At 73.0% G+C, this 14,407-nt stretch carries 14 protein-coding genes; 1 reads left to right on the top strand and 13 read right to left on the bottom strand.

The window, feature by feature from the left end; genetic code table 11:
* Window positions 1–235: 235 nt before the first annotated feature.
* From ACFY3N_RS09265 to bldG, 6 genes are all read right to left on the bottom strand, one after another.
* Window positions 236–433, bottom strand: coding sequence for a hypothetical protein (locus tag ACFY3N_RS09265; protein ID WP_390815969.1), 198 nt, complete (start codon window positions 431–433; stop codon window positions 236–238).
* A 276-nt stretch (window positions 434–709) separates the two neighbouring features.
* Window positions 710–2,239: a methyltransferase gene (locus ACFY3N_RS09260; protein ID WP_390815968.1), complete on the bottom strand. Its 1,530-nt coding sequence runs from the start codon at window positions 2,237–2,239 to the stop codon at window positions 710–712.
* Window positions 2,240–2,287: 48 nt separating this feature from the next.
* Window positions 2,288–2,878, bottom strand: coding sequence for a small secreted protein (locus ACFY3N_RS09255; protein WP_390815967.1), 591 nt, complete (start codon window positions 2,876–2,878; stop codon window positions 2,288–2,290).
* 193 nt (window positions 2,879–3,071) lie between these two features.
* Window positions 3,072–5,477, bottom strand: coding sequence for a sodium-translocating pyrophosphatase (locus ACFY3N_RS09250; protein WP_390815966.1), 2,406 nt, complete (start codon window positions 5,475–5,477; stop codon window positions 3,072–3,074).
* A 322-nt stretch (window positions 5,478–5,799) separates the two neighbouring features.
* On the bottom strand, window positions 5,800–6,237 hold the full coding sequence (locus ACFY3N_RS09245) for an ATP-binding protein (protein ID WP_390815965.1): 438 nt from the start codon (window positions 6,235–6,237) through the stop codon (window positions 5,800–5,802).
* Between the two features lie 111 nt (window positions 6,238–6,348).
* Window positions 6,349–6,690: an anti-sigma factor antagonist BldG gene (bldG, locus tag ACFY3N_RS09240; protein WP_003991900.1), complete on the bottom strand. Its 342-nt coding sequence runs from the start codon at window positions 6,688–6,690 to the stop codon at window positions 6,349–6,351.
* 79 nt (window positions 6,691–6,769) lie between these two features.
* Here bldG and ACFY3N_RS09235 point away from each other — a divergent pair, with 79 nt between their 5' ends.
* Complete coding sequence (locus tag ACFY3N_RS09235; protein ID WP_390815964.1) at window positions 6,770–9,262, top strand: DEAD/DEAH box helicase; 2,493 nt, start codon at window positions 6,770–6,772, stop codon at window positions 9,260–9,262.
* On the opposite strand, the gene ACFY3N_RS09230 is transcribed toward ACFY3N_RS09235, so the two are convergent.
* From ACFY3N_RS09230 to ssd, 7 genes are all read right to left on the bottom strand, one after another.
* On the bottom strand, window positions 9,189–9,674 hold the full coding sequence (locus ACFY3N_RS09230; RefSeq protein ID WP_390815963.1) for an Rv3654c family TadE-like protein: 486 nt from the start codon (window positions 9,672–9,674) through the stop codon (window positions 9,189–9,191). The genes ACFY3N_RS09235 and ACFY3N_RS09230 overlap by 74 nt on opposite strands.
* Window positions 9,671–10,036, bottom strand: a complete 366-nt coding sequence (locus ACFY3N_RS09225; protein ID WP_390815962.1) for a TadE family type IV pilus minor pilin — start codon at window positions 10,034–10,036, stop codon at window positions 9,671–9,673. The genes ACFY3N_RS09230 and ACFY3N_RS09225 overlap by 4 nt, the downstream gene beginning before the upstream one ends.
* Window positions 10,023–10,232, bottom strand: a complete 210-nt coding sequence (locus ACFY3N_RS09220; RefSeq protein ID WP_390815961.1) for a DUF4244 domain-containing protein — start codon at window positions 10,230–10,232, stop codon at window positions 10,023–10,025. Before ACFY3N_RS09220 ends, ACFY3N_RS09225 begins: the two co-directional genes overlap by 14 nt.
* Window positions 10,233–10,305: 73 nt before the next feature.
* Window positions 10,306–11,094 carry a type II secretion system F family protein gene (locus ACFY3N_RS09215; RefSeq protein ID WP_390815960.1) on the bottom strand — a complete coding sequence of 263 codons (789 nt, stop codon included), beginning with the start codon at window positions 11,092–11,094 and terminating at the stop codon, window positions 10,306–10,308.
* The gene (locus ACFY3N_RS09210) at window positions 11,091–11,927 is read right to left on the bottom strand and encodes a type II secretion system F family protein (RefSeq protein ID WP_390816072.1); all 837 of its coding nucleotides are present in this window, start codon (window positions 11,925–11,927) and stop codon (window positions 11,091–11,093) included. Before ACFY3N_RS09210 ends, ACFY3N_RS09215 begins: the two co-directional genes overlap by 4 nt.
* 35 nt (window positions 11,928–11,962) lie before the next feature.
* A complete protein-coding gene (locus ACFY3N_RS09205; protein WP_390815959.1) occupies window positions 11,963–13,168 on the bottom strand; it encodes a TadA family conjugal transfer-associated ATPase in 1,206 nt (401 codons plus the stop codon).
* A complete protein-coding gene (gene ssd, locus ACFY3N_RS09200; protein ID WP_390815958.1) occupies window positions 13,165–14,271 on the bottom strand; it encodes a septum site-determining protein Ssd in 1,107 nt (368 codons plus the stop codon). The genes ACFY3N_RS09205 and ssd overlap by 4 nt, the downstream gene beginning before the upstream one ends.
* Window positions 14,272–14,407 lie beyond the last annotated feature (136 nt).

Below are 14,407 nucleotides of genomic sequence, written 5' to 3'. Positions count from 1 at the left end.
TCTCCGGTCGACGCTTGGGGCTCCCCAGGCGGTCTCCCCCGGGGTCGGGTCATGGTGACGCTGCGGAGTGTGACGGTACATCCCGCCCCCGTGTCAAACGGGAAAAGCCCGCAACGGCCACTCGAACGGTAACCCGACTACCACCGTTCCTGCCGCCCGGAGTGTCCAGACTCCGCCCGCGCTTATGCGGAGTGCGATCTACCGGTTACTGGGAGCCGCTGGGGTTCCGCGCTCCTCACAGGCGGGTCAGGCACCATGCGCCGAGGGCCAGGAAGATCATCGCGGCCAGTCCCGCGACGGTGATCGATGCGACGGGGCTCACATTCTGGGCGACGGGGCGGTGCTGCCGCGCGCGGGTCACGGTCCAGGCCAGCAATCCGCCTCCGAACAGGCAGAACACCATTCCCGCGAAGATCGCCGGTCCGCTCTCCATGGTCGCCCGATGCCCTCTTTCCCGTCCGCCGCCACCGGCCTCGCAAGGACGCTGCCACGCCCGGACGGCGGGCGGGCGAATCGGAGGTGAACGCGAGGACTACGGGCCCGGGCAAGTGTCCGGAAACCGGCCCGGGGGCCCTTTCACGGAAATTCCGGATCGATGTGAAAGGGCCGGGCGGGAGGCTGTGGCCGGCGTGAAAGACGCGACACGAGGCAGTGACGTGACCCGTGGGGCCCGGCCCGCCGGGGTGCCCGGAGACCGCCGCCGCCCGTGTCAGCCGACGGGCTCCAGGAAGCCCTGCTCCACCAGCAGCCGGATCTGGGCCGGCGTCCGGTCGCGCAGCAGCACCGGGTCCTCGCCGAGGAGCTGGGCGATGGCGTCCAGGATCCGGCCCGCGCCCATGGTGCCGTCGCACACGCCCGCGAAGCCCGCGCCGATCGTGTCCACCTTGGTGGCCCGGCGCATCCCGCGGTTCTGCCGCAGCACGACGTGCTCCGGATCCTCGGCGCCGGGCAGCCCGACCTGTTCCTGCACCACCTCGGCGGCCAGCGCGAAGCGCGCTTCGAGGAGCGCCGCGTCGTCGTGCGTCCGCAGGTAGTCGAGCCGGTCGAAGTGCGCCCGGACCGTCTCGCCGAGCGGCTGCTCGACCGGGTGCGGCCACTCCTCCACCGTGACCGACTCCGCGGCGGAACCCGACTTGCGCAGGGTGATCCAGCCGAAGCCGACCGCCTTCACCTTGCGCGCCTCGAACTCGTCCAGCCACGCGTCGTACCGCGCCCGGTACGCGGCCCGGTCACCGCGGTGGTCGCCCGCGTCCCTCAGCCACAGTTCGGCGTACTGGGTGATGTCCTGCACCTCGCGCTGCACGATCCAGGCGTCGCACCCGCGGGGCACCCACGACCTGAGTCTGTCCTGCCAGTCCTCCCCCTCGACGTGCTGCCAGTTGGCGAGGAACTGCGCGAACCCACCCTCGTTCAGCCGTTCCCCCGCCTCCTGAACGATCGTGCGGCACAGATCGTCCCCGCCCATCCCGCCGTCGCGGTAGGTGAGCCGGGCGCCGGGCGAGATCACGAAGGGCGGGTTGGACACGATCAGGTCGTACGTCTCGCCGTCCCGGACGGGCGTGAACAGCGAGCCCTCGCGCAGGTCGGCGGCCGGGGCCCCGGAGAGGGCCAGGGTGAGGGCGGTGATGTGCAGGGCGCGCGGGTTGACGTCGGTGGCCGTCACGCGCGTGGCGTGCCGGGCGGCGTGCAGTGCCTGGATGCCGGAGCCGGTGCCGAGGTCGAGCGCGGAGGCCACGGGCGTGCGGACGGTGATGCCGGCCAGGGTCGTGGACGCCCCGCCGACGCCGAGCACGACCCCCTCGTCGTGGCTGCCGATGCCCCCGGCGCCGCCGACCGCGCACCCGAGGTCGGACACGATGAACCAGTCCTCGCCGCCCGGCCCGCCGTACGGCCGTACGTCCACGGTCGCGGTGAGACCGTCCGCGCCGGCGCGCGTCAGCCATCCGCTCTCCAGGCAGACGTCGACGGGCAGGACGTCCGCCACGCGCGCGTGCGGCACGGGCTGCTGCAGCAGGAACAGCCGTACGAGCGTCTCCAGCGGCGTGTCCCCGCGGGTGGCCCTCAGGGCGGGCACGGTCTCGCTGCGGGCCAGCGCGGCGTAGGCGGGAGCGCCGAGCAGTTCGAGCAGTCCGTCGGCGGTGAAGGAGGCTCCGAGCAGTGCGTCCCGCAGCCGGGCGGCGGCTTCGGGGCGGTCGGACGAGGGCAGGGGCGGCAGGCTGGCGTCACTCACGCCCTCCATTGTCGCCGCCGCCCCCACCCGGCGCGTCCCGCGGCCGCAGGCCCGGCGTCAGCTCTTGGTGGCGCCCGCCGTCGCGGTGGCCGTCCGGCAGCTGGGCTGCCGGGACATCGCCTCGCCGACCTCGCCCTCCTCCAGCGTGCTGAGTGCGTCGCTGCCGCTCTTGCCGAGCTTGTCCAGCTCGGCGGCGATGTCCTTCAGACCGTCGGCGAACTCCGCCTGGTCCTCCGTGTCGAGGCCGTCGACCTGCTTCTTCAGCGAGGCGTACGACGCGGAGATGCTGTTGAGCTCCTTGACCGCGTCCGTCTGCTTCTTCTCCCCGTCCTCGACGTCCGGCGCCCCGGCCTTGTTCACGGCGGCACCGATCGCCTTGTAGGCGTCGGACATGTCCTGGAAGGCCTTCGAGTCGGCCTTCTGGACCTCTTCCGGCGTGCTGTTGTCCGAGGTCTCCTTCTGGATCGCGGCGTTGGCCGATTTGATCTTCGCCGCCTGCGGCTGCACCGCGTCGCAGACCTGCTTCGCCCAGGCGTCCAGCTTCTCGTCGTTGTCGTCGCCGCCGCATCCCGTCAGCGCCAGTACCAGTACCGCACCGCCGGACAGTGCGGCCGCGAGCTTCTTGTTCACCGGATTGGTCCCTTCCATGGCCTTCGGCCCCGGAACATACACGCCGGACGGCCCACACCCACCCGCCGAACATCCGGTAAGGGGCTTTTGAAGCCATTTGCACCACGCGAGAGAAGGCTCACGGCATCGGTCCCGCGCGCAGGGAGAGGGCGGGCGACGCGTCAATACGCGCCACCCGCCCGCACCTTGATCCGGCGTCCGCGGTCCGGCTCTAGGAAACCACCGCCGGATCGGCCGACTTGGGCTCCGGCTCGGAGTCGCCCTCGCCCTCCACCGCGATGCCGCGCCGCTTGGACGCGTACACCGCGCCGACTATCACGAGCAGCGCCAGAACCGCGACGAGCACCCGCACCCCGACGCTCTCGTCCGCGCCGTAGGAGAACTTGATGACCGCCGGCGCGATGAGCAGCGCCACCAGGTTCATCACCTTCAGCAGGGGGTTGATCGCGGGTCCGGCGGTGTCCTTGAAGGGGTCGCCCACGGTGTCGCCGATGACGGTGGCCGCATGGGCCTCGCTGCCCTTGCCGCCGTGGTGGCCGTCCTCGACGAGTTTCTTCGCGTTGTCCCAGGCGCCACCGGAGTTGGCGAGGAACACCGCCATCAGCGTGCCCGCGCCGATCGCGCCCGCGAGGAAGGCTCCCAGGGCGCCGACGCCGAGCGTGAACCCGATGAAGATGGGCGCCATCACGGCGAGCAGACCGGGTGTGGCGAGCTCGCGCAGGGCGTCCTTGGTGCAGATGTCGACGACCCTGCCGTACTCCGGCTTCTCGCTGTAATCCATGATCCCGGGCCTCTCCCGGAACTGCCGCCGCACCTCGTAGACCACCGAACCCGCCGACCGCGACACCGCGTTGATCGCCAGCCCCGAGAAGAGGAAGACGACCGCCGCGCCCGCGATCAGGCCGACGAGGTTGTTGGGCTGGGAGATGTCCATCATCAGGCTCATCGGCGCGCCCTCGCCGCTGAGCCGCTCGCCCACGTCCCGGGCGCCGGTGGTGATGGCGTCCCGGTACGAGCCGAACAGCGCCGCCGCCGCCAGTACGGCCGTGGCGATCGCGATGCCCTTGGTGATGGCCTTGGTGGTGTTGCCGACCGCGTCCAGGTCGGTGAGCACCTGGGCGCCCGCGCCCTCGATGTCGCCGGACATCTCGGCGATGCCCTGCGCGTTGTCGGAGACCGGGCCGAAGGTGTCCATCGCGACGATCACACCGACCGTGGTGAGCAGTCCGGTGCCGGCCAGCGCCACCGCGAACAGCGCCAGCATGATCGACGCACCGCCGAGCAGGAACGCCCCGTACACACCGAGTCCGATCAATAGGGCGGTGTAGACGGCGGATTCGAGACCGATCGAGATGCCGGAGAGGATCACGGTGGCCGGGCCGGTGAGCGAGGTCCTGCCGATGTCCCGCACCGGACGCCGGGTGGTCTCGGTGAAGTAGCCGGTGAGCTGCTGGATGAGGGCCGCGAGCACGATGCCGATGGCCACCGCGACGAGCGCGAGGATCCTCGGATCGCCGTCCTTGCCGAGGATCGCCTCGTCGGTGACGCCGTCGAGGTCGGCGTACGACGACGGCAGATAGACGAACACGGCGATCGCGACCAGGACGAGCGAGATCAGCGCGGAGATGAAGAACCCCCGGTTGATCGCGCTCATGCCGCTGCGGTCGGCACGCCTCGGGGCCACCGCGAAGATGCCGGCCATCGCGGTGAGGACACCGATGGCGGGCACCAGCAGCGGGAAGGCGAGCCCGGCGTCGCCGAACGCCGCCGAGCCCAGGATCAGCGCGGCCACCAGGGTCACGGCGTACGACTCGAACAGGTCGGCCGCCATTCCGGCGCAGTCGCCGACGTTGTCGCCCACGTTGTCGGCGATGGTCGCGGCATTGCGCGGATCGTCCTCCGGAATGCCCTGCTCGACCTTGCCGACCAGGTCGGCGCCGACGTCGGCGGCCTTGGTGAAGATGCCTCCGCCGACCCGCATGAACATCGCGATCAGCGCGGCCCCGAGACCGAACCCCTCGAGCACCTTCGGGGCGTCGGCCGCGTACACCAGCACCACACAGGAGGCGCCCAGCAAACCGAGGCCGACGGTGAACATGCCGACGACACCGCCCGTGCGGAAAGCGATCTTCATCGCTTTGTGCGAGACGGCGGCGAGATCCTTTTCCGGCTCGCCCTCGGCCGGAGTCGCTTCGCGCGCCGCCGCAGCGACCCGCACATTACTGCGCACGGCAAGCCGCATACCGATATATCCGGTGGCCGCCGAGAAAGCCGCTCCGATCAGGAAGAACACCGACCGTCCGGCACGCTGATTCCAGTCGTCCGCGGGCAGCAGCATGAGCAGGAAGAATACGATCACGGCGAATACACCGAGGGTGCGCAGCTGACGGGCCAGATAGGCGTTCGCGCCCTCCTGGACCGCTGCCGCGATCTTCTTCATGCCGTCGGTGCCCTCGCCGGCCGCGAGAACCTGGCGCACCAGGACTCCCGCGACCGCCAGCGCCGCCAGCGCAACGGCGCCGATGACCACCACGAGCAGGCGGTTGCCGTCGGTCAGCACGGCGGCCGCGAGGGATGTGGACGGTCCCGGCTCTTGTATGAGGGAAAGCCCCGCCATTCGTCCTCCTTGACGCTTGGGCTGAGCTCAAGATGTGGACGGGATTGTAGGTACCGGAAGCCGATCAAAACAGAGCGCGCGAAATGTAAATTTCCTGCACTCACTCCTCCGCAATGATCGCCTGCACGACCGGCGACCGTAAATCGGTAATGCCTTTGGAGCATTCACGTGATCGCATTTCCAGGGCACGGCCGGTCGTGAATCAATTCACGCGATCAACCGCACGAGACCACTGTAAGCGCGGGCACTGGCACCCGCACATGCCGAAGGGCCCCACTGGTGGGGCCCTTCGGGAAAAACAGTCGGCGTACGGGTGAACCGGTCAGGTGAGGAGGGTGGCCGGCGGCACGGTGGGCCACCTCATGCGGATCGACCCGCCGTGCTCCCCCGCGCTGACCTCGACGTCGTCGACGAGTCCACTGATGACCGCGAGGCCCATCTCGTCCTCCTCGGTCTCCGCGTCGGCGTCGCCCGGCGCCTCACCGGGCGCCCGCTCGCCGGGGACCGCATGGGGCACCTCGTCGCCGACCTCGATGGAGAACTGCTTCTCCTCCTCGATCAGCAGCACCTTCACGGGTGCCGAGATACCGCCGGTCCGGTGCAGCCCCACGGCCCGGCTGCACGCCTCACCGACGGCGAGCCTGACCTCGTCGAGGACGGCCTCGTCCACTCCGGCCCTGCGCGCCACCGCCGCCGCCACGAGCCGGGCGGTCCTGACGTGCTCGGGCAGCGCGCTGAAGCGGAGTTCGACGGTGGCCATGCATCCCCCTCGCGACTACGGGCGTGCTGTGGAGAGGCAGGGCCGCCGAAAGCCCGGCCCTCCTCTTGGTTCTCTTCCGCCGCCCGGGCACGCGGCCCGGGAACGGGGTGGTCAGTCGGTGGCCGCCACCGCTTCCTCGACCGAGGTGTGGATCGGGAACACCTTGGTGAGGCCGGTAATGCGGAAGATCTTGAGAATACGCTCCTGGTTGCAGACCAGGCGCAGTGAGCCCTCATGGGCACGGACGCGCTTCAGGCCGCCGACCAGCACGCCGAGTCCGGTGGAGTCGAGGAAGTCCACGCCCTCCATGTCGACGACAAGGTGGAAACTGCCGTCGTTCACCAGCTCGACCAACTGCTCGCGCAGCTTGGGCGCGGTATATACGTCGATTTCGCCACCGACCCTGACGATCGTGCGATCGCCCATGGTCTCGGTCGACAGGGACAGGTCCACGGATCCTCCAGCACCTAGCTATCGAGCGGTCGCCCTTGGGGCATCTCGGCTCAGCCCCCGGGACGGTTCGCCAGCCGCGATGGCATTCAATCACTTACCGGCAGGCGTGCACGACGCCTTGGCCCCATTGTCCGTCACGCCAGTGACACACTCGGTGCCGATGGCCAAGAATCACCGATCCGATCGACCCCCGACGGACCTCCCGTCCGGGCCCGCCCCGGGCGCGGTCCTGGACCGGCTCGCGTCCGGACCGAGCCGGGCTTCGCGCATCACTCATACGGAGCACTTGCCCCCGCGCGCGGGTCGCCATGCCGTCTGGCCGGACCGGATCCGCCCGGAGGTCCTCGCCGCCGTGCGGGCCGCGGGCGTCGAACACCCCTGGGCCCACCAGGCACGCGCCGCCGAGCACGCCCTGGACGGCGAGTCCGTCGTGGTCGCCACCGGCACCGCGTCCGGCAAGTCCCTGGCGTACCTCGTGCCCGTCCTGTCCACGCTCCTGGACGGCGCACAGGCCCCGAACGGCCGCGGCGCGACCGCTCTGTACCTCGCCCCCACGAAGGCCCTCGCGGCGGACCAGTGCAGGTCCGTGAAGGAACTTTCACAGCCACTGGGCCATTCGGTGCGCGCGGCCGTCCACGACGGGGACACTCCGTTCGAGGAACGCGAGTGGATCCGCCAGTACGCCAACTACGTGCTGACCAACCCGGACATGCTGCACCGGGGCATCCTGCCGTCCCACCCCCGCTGGTCCTCCTTCCTGAAGTCGCTGAAGTACGTCGTCGTCGACGAGTGCCACACCTACCGGGGCGTCTTCGGCTCGCACGTCGCCCAGGTACTGCGCCGGCTGCGCCGCCTGTGCGCCCGCTACGGCGCCTCGCCCGTGTTCCTGCTGGCCTCCGCGACCGCCGCCGAGCCCGCGGTCGCCGCCCGCCGCCTCACCGGCCTGCCGGTCGTGGAGGTGGCCGACGACGCCTCGCCCCGCGGTGAACTGGTGTTCGCCCTCTGGGAGCCGCCGCTGACCGAGCTGCACGGCGAGAAGGGCGCACCGGTCCGTCGTACGGCCACCGCCGAGGCCGCCGACCTGCTGACCGACCTCACCGTGCAGGGCATCCGCTCGGTCACCTTCGTACGCTCCCGGCGCGGCGCCGAGCTGATCTCCGTGATCGCCCGGGAACGCCTCGCCGAGGTCGACCGCTCGCTGGCCCGGCGGGTGGCGGCGTACCGGGGCGGCTACCTCCCCGAGGAGCGCCGCGCCCTGGAACGCGCCCTGCACTCCGGCGAACTGCTCGGCCTCGCCGCGACGAACGCCCTCGAACTCGGTGTGGACGTCTCCGGCCTGGACGCCGTGGTGATCGCCGGCTATCCGGGCACCCGGGCCTCCCTGTGGCAGCAGGCCGGGCGCGCGGGACGGTCCGGGCAGGGTGCCCTCGCCGTCCTGGTCGCCCGCGACGACCCCCTGGACACCTTCCTCGTCCACCACCCCGAGGCCCTCTTCGACCGGCCCGTGGAGTCCACCGTCCTCGACCCCGACAATCCGTACGTGCTCGCCCCGCACCTGTGCGCGGCGGCCGAGGAACTGCCGCTGACCGAGGAGGACCTGGCCCTGTTCGGCCCGGCCACCGAGAACCTGCTCCCCCAGCTGGAGGCCGCGAAGCTGCTGCGCCGGCGGGCCAGGGCCTGGCACTGGACCCGCCGCGAGCGGGCCGCCGACCTGACCGACATCCGGGGGCAGGGCGGCAGGCCGGTCCAGGTCGTCGAGGCCGGTACGGGCAGGCTGCTCGGCACGGTCGACGCGGGCGCGGCGCACACGAGCGTCCACGAGGGCGCGGTCCACCTGCACCAGGGCCTGACGTATCTCGTCCGCTCGCTCGACCTGGAGGACTCCGTCGCCCTGGTCGAGCGGGCGACCCCGACCTACACGACGGTGGCCCGGGACACGACGTCGGTCTCCGTGCTGGAGACGGACACCGAGGTCCCGTGGGGCGACGGCCGCCTGTGCTACGGCTCCGTCGAGGTCACCAACCAGGTGGTCTCCTTCCTGCGCCGGCGGGTCGTCACCGGCGAAGTGCTGGGCGAGACGAAACTCGACCTCCCTCCTCGTACCCTGCGCACCCGCGCGGTGTGGTGGACGGTCACCGAGGACCAGCTGGACCGGGCCCGGATCGGCCCGGAGGTCCTCGGCGGTGCGCTGCACGCCGCGGAGCACGCTTCGATCGGCATGCTGCCGCTCTTCGCGACCTGCGACCGCTGGGACATCGGCGGCGTCTCGATCCCGTTGCACCCCGACACGCTGCTGCCCACGGTCTTCGTCTACGACGGCCACCCGGGCGGCGCGGGCTTCGCGGAACGCGCCTTCCACACCGCCCGCGCCTGGCTCACCGCCACCCGTCAGGCCATCGCCTCCTGCGAGTGCGACGCCGGCTGCCCCTCCTGCATCCAGTCCCCCAAGTGCGGCAACGGCAACGATCCCCTTCACAAGCGAGGCGCGGTACGACTCCTCACGGTGCTGCTGGAGGGCGCGCCGGCGGAGACGGGGGGTGCGACCGGGGCGTCCGGGACTGCTGAGGCGTAGCCGGGGCCGGTACCCGGGACGGTGGTTCCACCGGGCCGGCAGGACCCGCTCGGGCCCTGATCTCCGCCGCGAACGGCACCCGGCCCGACGCCACCGACACGTCCGACACCTCACCGGTGATCACGCACCGTACGAGCCGCGTGCCCTGCGCCCGGGCCACCCGGTCCGCCCGGGCACAGGCCTCCGTACCGCCCTCCGTCCAGTGGTCCGCCGCCGCGAGCGCCGCCAGATCCGCGCCGCCGGCGGCCCGGTGGCGGACCACGACGGCGTGCCCCAGGGCGAGGACGGCGCCGAACACCACACACAGCACGGCGATCGCACCGACGCTCCAGACGGTCGCCGACCCCCGGTCGGAACACCGCGCGCGCCGTCGGCCGTCTGCCGGCCGCCCCTCCCGGAGCCGGGCCCTCACGTCGCCGCCCCCACCGTCTCCTCCACCGCGGCTACGGCCTCCTCCCGCAGGTCGAAGGGCAGTCCGTGCAGGACCAGGGGCCTGGCTTCGACGACCACCCGGACCTGCTCGGCCTCCCGGCTCACCGTGACCCTCGCGCCGGGCGGTGCCGCCGCCCGGGTCACCTCGACGACGGCGTCAGGGGGGTCCTGCCGCGCCGCCGCGCGGGCGCCGGCGCGCGCCGCGTCCACGCACTGGATCTGCGCCGCCATCAACAGCAGGCCCCAGACCAGCGCCGTCGCGAACATCACCAGCACGGGCAGCACCATGGCCGACTCCGCCGTCACGAACCCGCGGTCCGCACGCCGCTCACACCCGGCCATCGAGTGCCTGCTGCACGATGTTCCGCAGCGCCGCGGCGACCGGTCCGCTGGTGACCACCTTGTAGAGCACGACGGAGAAGGCCACCGCCGCCACGATGCCCATCGCGTACTCCGAAGTCACCATTCCGGCGTCCCTCCCTGCCGTACGCACCCTGCACACCAGGGCACGCAGTCGTGCCCGTACCGCCTGATACATCTCAAACCCCTTGAGGAGAAGTTGCACTGATCTCGTGTTGTCGTGTTCTGCCGCTTCCGTCGGTCGTCTCCCGTCAGGCACCACCGCCTCCCAGCAGCCCGCCCGCGAGCCCGATCACCACGGGCAGCACGCCGACCGCGATGAACGCGGGCAGGAAGCACAGCCCCACCGGCGCGCTGACCATGACGGCCGCCCGCCGGGCCCGTGCCGTCGCCGCACGGGTCCACTCCGCGCGGGCCTCGGCGGCGAGCCGGGCCACGGGAACTGCCAGGGGGAGCCCGGACACATCGGCCCGCTCCAGCAGCCGGGCCAGGGGCCGGGCGCCCGGTACCGACGCCAGCCGGTGCCATGCCTCGGCCGGTTCACCACCGAGCCGCACCTCCGCCGCGCCCCGCGCCAGAGCCTCCCCGACCGGCCCGCCCAAGGCCTCTCCGACGGCCTGCGCGGCGAGTACCGGGCCGGCGCCCGCCGCGATGCAGGCGGACAGCAGATCGGCGGCGAGCGGCAGCCGGTGTTGCGCCCCGGCGGTGCCGGGGCCCCGCGTGTGCGGAGCGGCCGCCGTCTGCCGCAGGCGCCACCACCACAGTCCGGCCGCCACGGCCGACCCCGCCACCGCTCCGGCGAGACCGCCCACCAGCACCCATCCGGCCCCCGCCACGCCCGCGTACGGCAGCCAATTCCGCGCGGTAGGCGGCAGCATGAGGCGCGGGGCAGCCGTCGTCCGTTCCAGGGCGAGCACCTCGGCCAGTCGCCGCCGTGCCCTCCGCTCGCACCGCGCGCGGCCCCACCGTCCCGCCAGCCAGGCGAGTGCGAACACCGTCCCCACCACCGCCCCCAGCCTGTGGACGAGGTCCCCGCTCATGCCGTCACCGCCTCGGCGCCCCGCATGATCCGCAGTGCCCACCACAGCCCCAGGCCCTCCAGCACCCCGCCGGCCGCCAGACAGACCAGTCCCGACGATGTGTGCAGCAGGATGTGCAGCGGATCGGCGCCGAGAGCCGCACCGAGCGCCAGCCCCACGACCGGGAGCCCGGCGAGCAGCACCGCCGTCGCGCGAGCGCCGGCCAACTGGGCCCGCAGGTCGGCCCGCTGGTCCCGTTCGGCGCAGAGCGCCGCTTCCAGCCGGTCGAGCCCGGCCGCGAGTCCGGCTCCCCGGTCCACCGCCACCCGCCAGCAGGCGGCGAGTCCCCGCAGTCCTTCGGCGCCCGGCTGCCGCGCCGCCTCCGCGAGCGCCTCCGGGACGTCCCCGCCGAAGCGCGCCGCCGCCAGCACCGTCGCCTGCATGTCACCGAGCCCGCCGGAGTCCCGCGCGGCCGGCAGCAGCGCCTCACCCGGCTGCCGTCCGGCGCGCACCTCCCCGGCGAGCGCCCGGCACAACGCGATCACCGCGTCGCCGCGGCCCTCCCGCGCGCGGCGCTCTCCGGCGGCCCGCCGCACCCGCCTCAGCAAAAACACCCCGGCCGCCCCCGCGACGACCGGCAGCGGCGACGCGCCCAGCACCGCCAGCACCAGGCCTGCGGCCAACGACCACCATTCGGCCCGCAGCCGCCCGCGCACCCGTCCCCACACGCGGGCCGTCCGGAGCCACTCCTGTGGTCCGCCGCCCACCGCGCCTCGGCCGGCCAGCAGCAGTCGCGCCCGCCCGGCCCCGGCACGTCCGCCGCCCAGCAGCCAGGCAGCGGTCACCAGACACATCACGGCCGCCCCCGTCGACACCCCGGTCGTCACGTTCACCCCCCGATCCCTTCGCCCGGTCCGTCGGCGTTCGCGTTCCGGAGCAGCTCCCGCAGGTACTGCCATCCCCGCTCCCGGGTGAAGGCCCGCGGGCCCCACCGCAGCGCCGGCACCGTCCGCACCAGCCCCGACGGGTCCCGTTCCAGCACGTGCACCTCCGCGATCCGTCGCCGCCCGTTCCGGTCGCGCACGAGGTGCAGCACCGCCGAGAGGGCGGCCGCCACTTGGCTGTGCAGGGCGAACCGGTCGAGTCCGGCCGCCGTGCCGAGCGCCTCCAGCCGGGCCGGTACGTCGGCGGCGGCGTTGGCGTGGACCGTTCCCGAACCGTCGTGGCCCGTGTTGAGGGCGGCCAGCAGATGAACCACCTCCGGACCGCGCACCTCACCGACGACCAGCCGGTCCGGCCGCATCCGCAGCGCCTGCCGCACCAGGTCCTCGAGGGTGACCAGGCCCGCGCCCTCCTGGTTGGCGGGTCTGGTCTCCAGGCGCACGACGTGCGGATGATCCGGCCGCAGTTCCGCCGAGTCCTCGGCCAGGACGATGCGCTCGTCCGGCCCGACCAGCCCCAGCAGCGCGCTCAGCAAGGTCGTCTTGCCGCTGCCGGTCCCCCCGCTGACGAGGAACGACAGCCGTGCGTCCAGCAGTGCCCGCAGCACGCGGTCCCCGCCCGGCGGGACCGTGCCGGCCGCCACGAGCTCGTCGAGGGTGAAGGCGCGCGGTCGTACGACCCGTAGCGACAGGCAGGTGCAGCCGACGGCCACCGGGGGCAGCACCGCGTGCAGTCTGGTCCCGTCGGGCAGCCGCGCGTCGACCCAGGGCCGGGCGTCGTCCAGGCGCCGGCCGGCCACGGCGGCGAGCCGCTGGGCGAGGCGGCGGACGGCCGTCTCGTCGGGGAAGGCCACCTCGGTCAGTTCCAGCCCCCGGCCCCGGTCCATCCAGACCCGGTCCGGCGCCGACACCAGCACATCGGTCACCGAGGGCTCGGACAGGAGCAGCTCCAGCGGCCCGCTGCCGACCAGCTCGGACCGCAACCGCTCGGCCGCTCCGAGCACTTCGGCGTCACCGAGCACCCTCCCCTGGTCCCGCAGCGCCTGCGCCACCCGCGCGGGCGTCGGCTCGGCCCCGCTCTCGGCCAGCCACCGCCGCACCCCGTCGAGCAGGCCGGGAGGCATGACCGCCCCGCTCGTCGCCGACCTCTTCATGCCGCCCTCGCCTCCACCAGCGCCCGCTCCCAGAACTCCCTGCAGAAGCGGGCCAGCGGGCCCCGGCCCGAGGCCCCGGGCGGCCGCCCCGCCTCGTACGGGCGCTGCAGGGCGGGCTCGACGGGCACGTCTCCGGCGAGGGGCAGTCCGAGCAGCCGGGCCACCTCACGGTCGTCCAGTCCCGGCGCGTAGGGCCCGCGTACCGCCACCCGCAGATCACGCAGGACCATGCCCACGGCGGAGGCGACGCGGCCCGCCGCCGCGACGGCGCGCAGTTCCGCGGGGACCACGAGGAGCCCGAGGTCGAGCTGGGCGAGGACCTCGGCGACACCGTCGTCGACGCGGCGCGGCAGGTCGACCACGACGGTGCCGCCCCCGCGCCGTGCCGCGGTGAGCACCGCGCGTACGGCCCTGGGCGGTACGGCGAGACAGTCGCCACGGTCCCAGCTGAGCACCCGCAGTGAGTGCAGTTCCGGCAGCGACTCCTCCAGGGCACCGCCGCCGACCCGGCCGTGCGACGCGGCGAACGCGGGCCAGCGCAGCCCTGTGGCCGTCTCGCCCCCGAGGGCCACGTCGAGCCCTCCGCCCAGTGGATCGGCGTCCACGAGGAGGGTGCGCAGTCCCTCACGCGCGGAGGTGACGGCGAGCGCGCACGCGAGCGTGGACGCTCCGGCGCCACCCCGGCCGCCGATGACGCCGACGGTCAGGGCGGGCCGTCCGACGCCTTCGGCCACGTCGGCGATGCGGTCGACCAGCCACTGTTCGCCGTCGGGCAGCATCAGGACGTGGTCGGCACCGATCTCGACGGCCCGCCGCCAGACACCGGAATCGTCCTGGTCGCGGCCGACCAGCACCACTCCCGGCCGGCGCGCCGCCCCGCGTACCCGTCGCGCGGCGTCGTCCCCGACCAGGACGAGCGGTGCGGCCTCCCAGCTGCCCCTCGGTTCCGGCACCGTGTGATGGACCTCCGGTGTGGCGCCGGCCGCCGCGCACAGGCGCAGCAGGTCGTCGAGGAGCCCGGCGTCCTCGGTGACGATCAGCGGTGCGCCCGGCCGACCTCCTTCGCTGGGCGGCGGCGGATCGTGGGTGATGGTTCCGGACATGTTCGTCCCCTTTGCTGCATCTCTCGCGCAGCCCTTGCGGCCCCGCGATTCCCGGATGTGCGAAGAGCCGGCAAGCGGTTCTCCTTTGAGCGGCCGACGGAAACCGGCCGTGCGCGACCCGGCAAACGGAACCGGG

The sequence above is a fragment of the Streptomyces sp. NPDC000348 genome (assembly GCF_042898795.1).
Taxonomy (GTDB): domain Bacteria; phylum Actinomycetota; class Actinomycetes; order Streptomycetales; family Streptomycetaceae; genus Streptomyces.
This window is presented reverse-complemented; position numbering and strand designations above follow the sequence as displayed.

Coding starts and splice junctions, on each gene's coding strand:
- ACFY3N_RS09265 (WP_390815969.1), bottom strand. CDS start 433: ATGGAGAGCGGACCGGCGATCTTCGCGGGAATGGTGTTCTGCCTGTTC.
- ACFY3N_RS09260 (WP_390815968.1), bottom strand. CDS start 2,239: ATGGAGGGCGTGAGTGACGCCAGCCTGCCGCCCCTGCCCTCGTCCGAC.
- ACFY3N_RS09255 (WP_390815967.1), bottom strand. CDS start 2,878: ATGGAAGGGACCAATCCGGTGAACAAGAAGCTCGCGGCCGCACTGTCC.
- ACFY3N_RS09250 (WP_390815966.1), bottom strand. CDS start 5,477: ATGGCGGGGCTTTCCCTCATACAAGAGCCGGGACCGTCCACATCCCTC.
- ACFY3N_RS09245 (WP_390815965.1), bottom strand. CDS start 6,237: ATGGCCACCGTCGAACTCCGCTTCAGCGCGCTGCCCGAGCACGTCAGG.
- ACFY3N_RS09235 (WP_390815964.1), top strand. CDS start 6,770: ATGGCATTCAATCACTTACCGGCAGGCGTGCACGACGCCTTGGCCCCA.
- ACFY3N_RS09225 (WP_390815962.1), bottom strand. CDS start 10,036: ATGGCCGGGTGTGAGCGGCGTGCGGACCGCGGGTTCGTGACGGCGGAG.
- ACFY3N_RS09220 (WP_390815961.1), bottom strand. CDS start 10,232: ATGTATCAGGCGGTACGGGCACGACTGCGTGCCCTGGTGTGCAGGGTG.
- ACFY3N_RS09215 (WP_390815960.1), bottom strand. CDS start 11,094: ATGAGCGGGGACCTCGTCCACAGGCTGGGGGCGGTGGTGGGGACGGTG.
- ACFY3N_RS09210 (WP_390816072.1), bottom strand. CDS start 11,927: ATGTGTCTGGTGACCGCTGCCTGGCTGCTGGGCGGCGGACGTGCCGGG.
- ACFY3N_RS09205 (WP_390815959.1), bottom strand. CDS start 13,168: ATGAAGAGGTCGGCGACGAGCGGGGCGGTCATGCCTCCCGGCCTGCTC.
- ssd (WP_390815958.1), bottom strand. CDS start 14,271: ATGTCCGGAACCATCACCCACGATCCGCCGCCGCCCAGCGAAGGAGGT.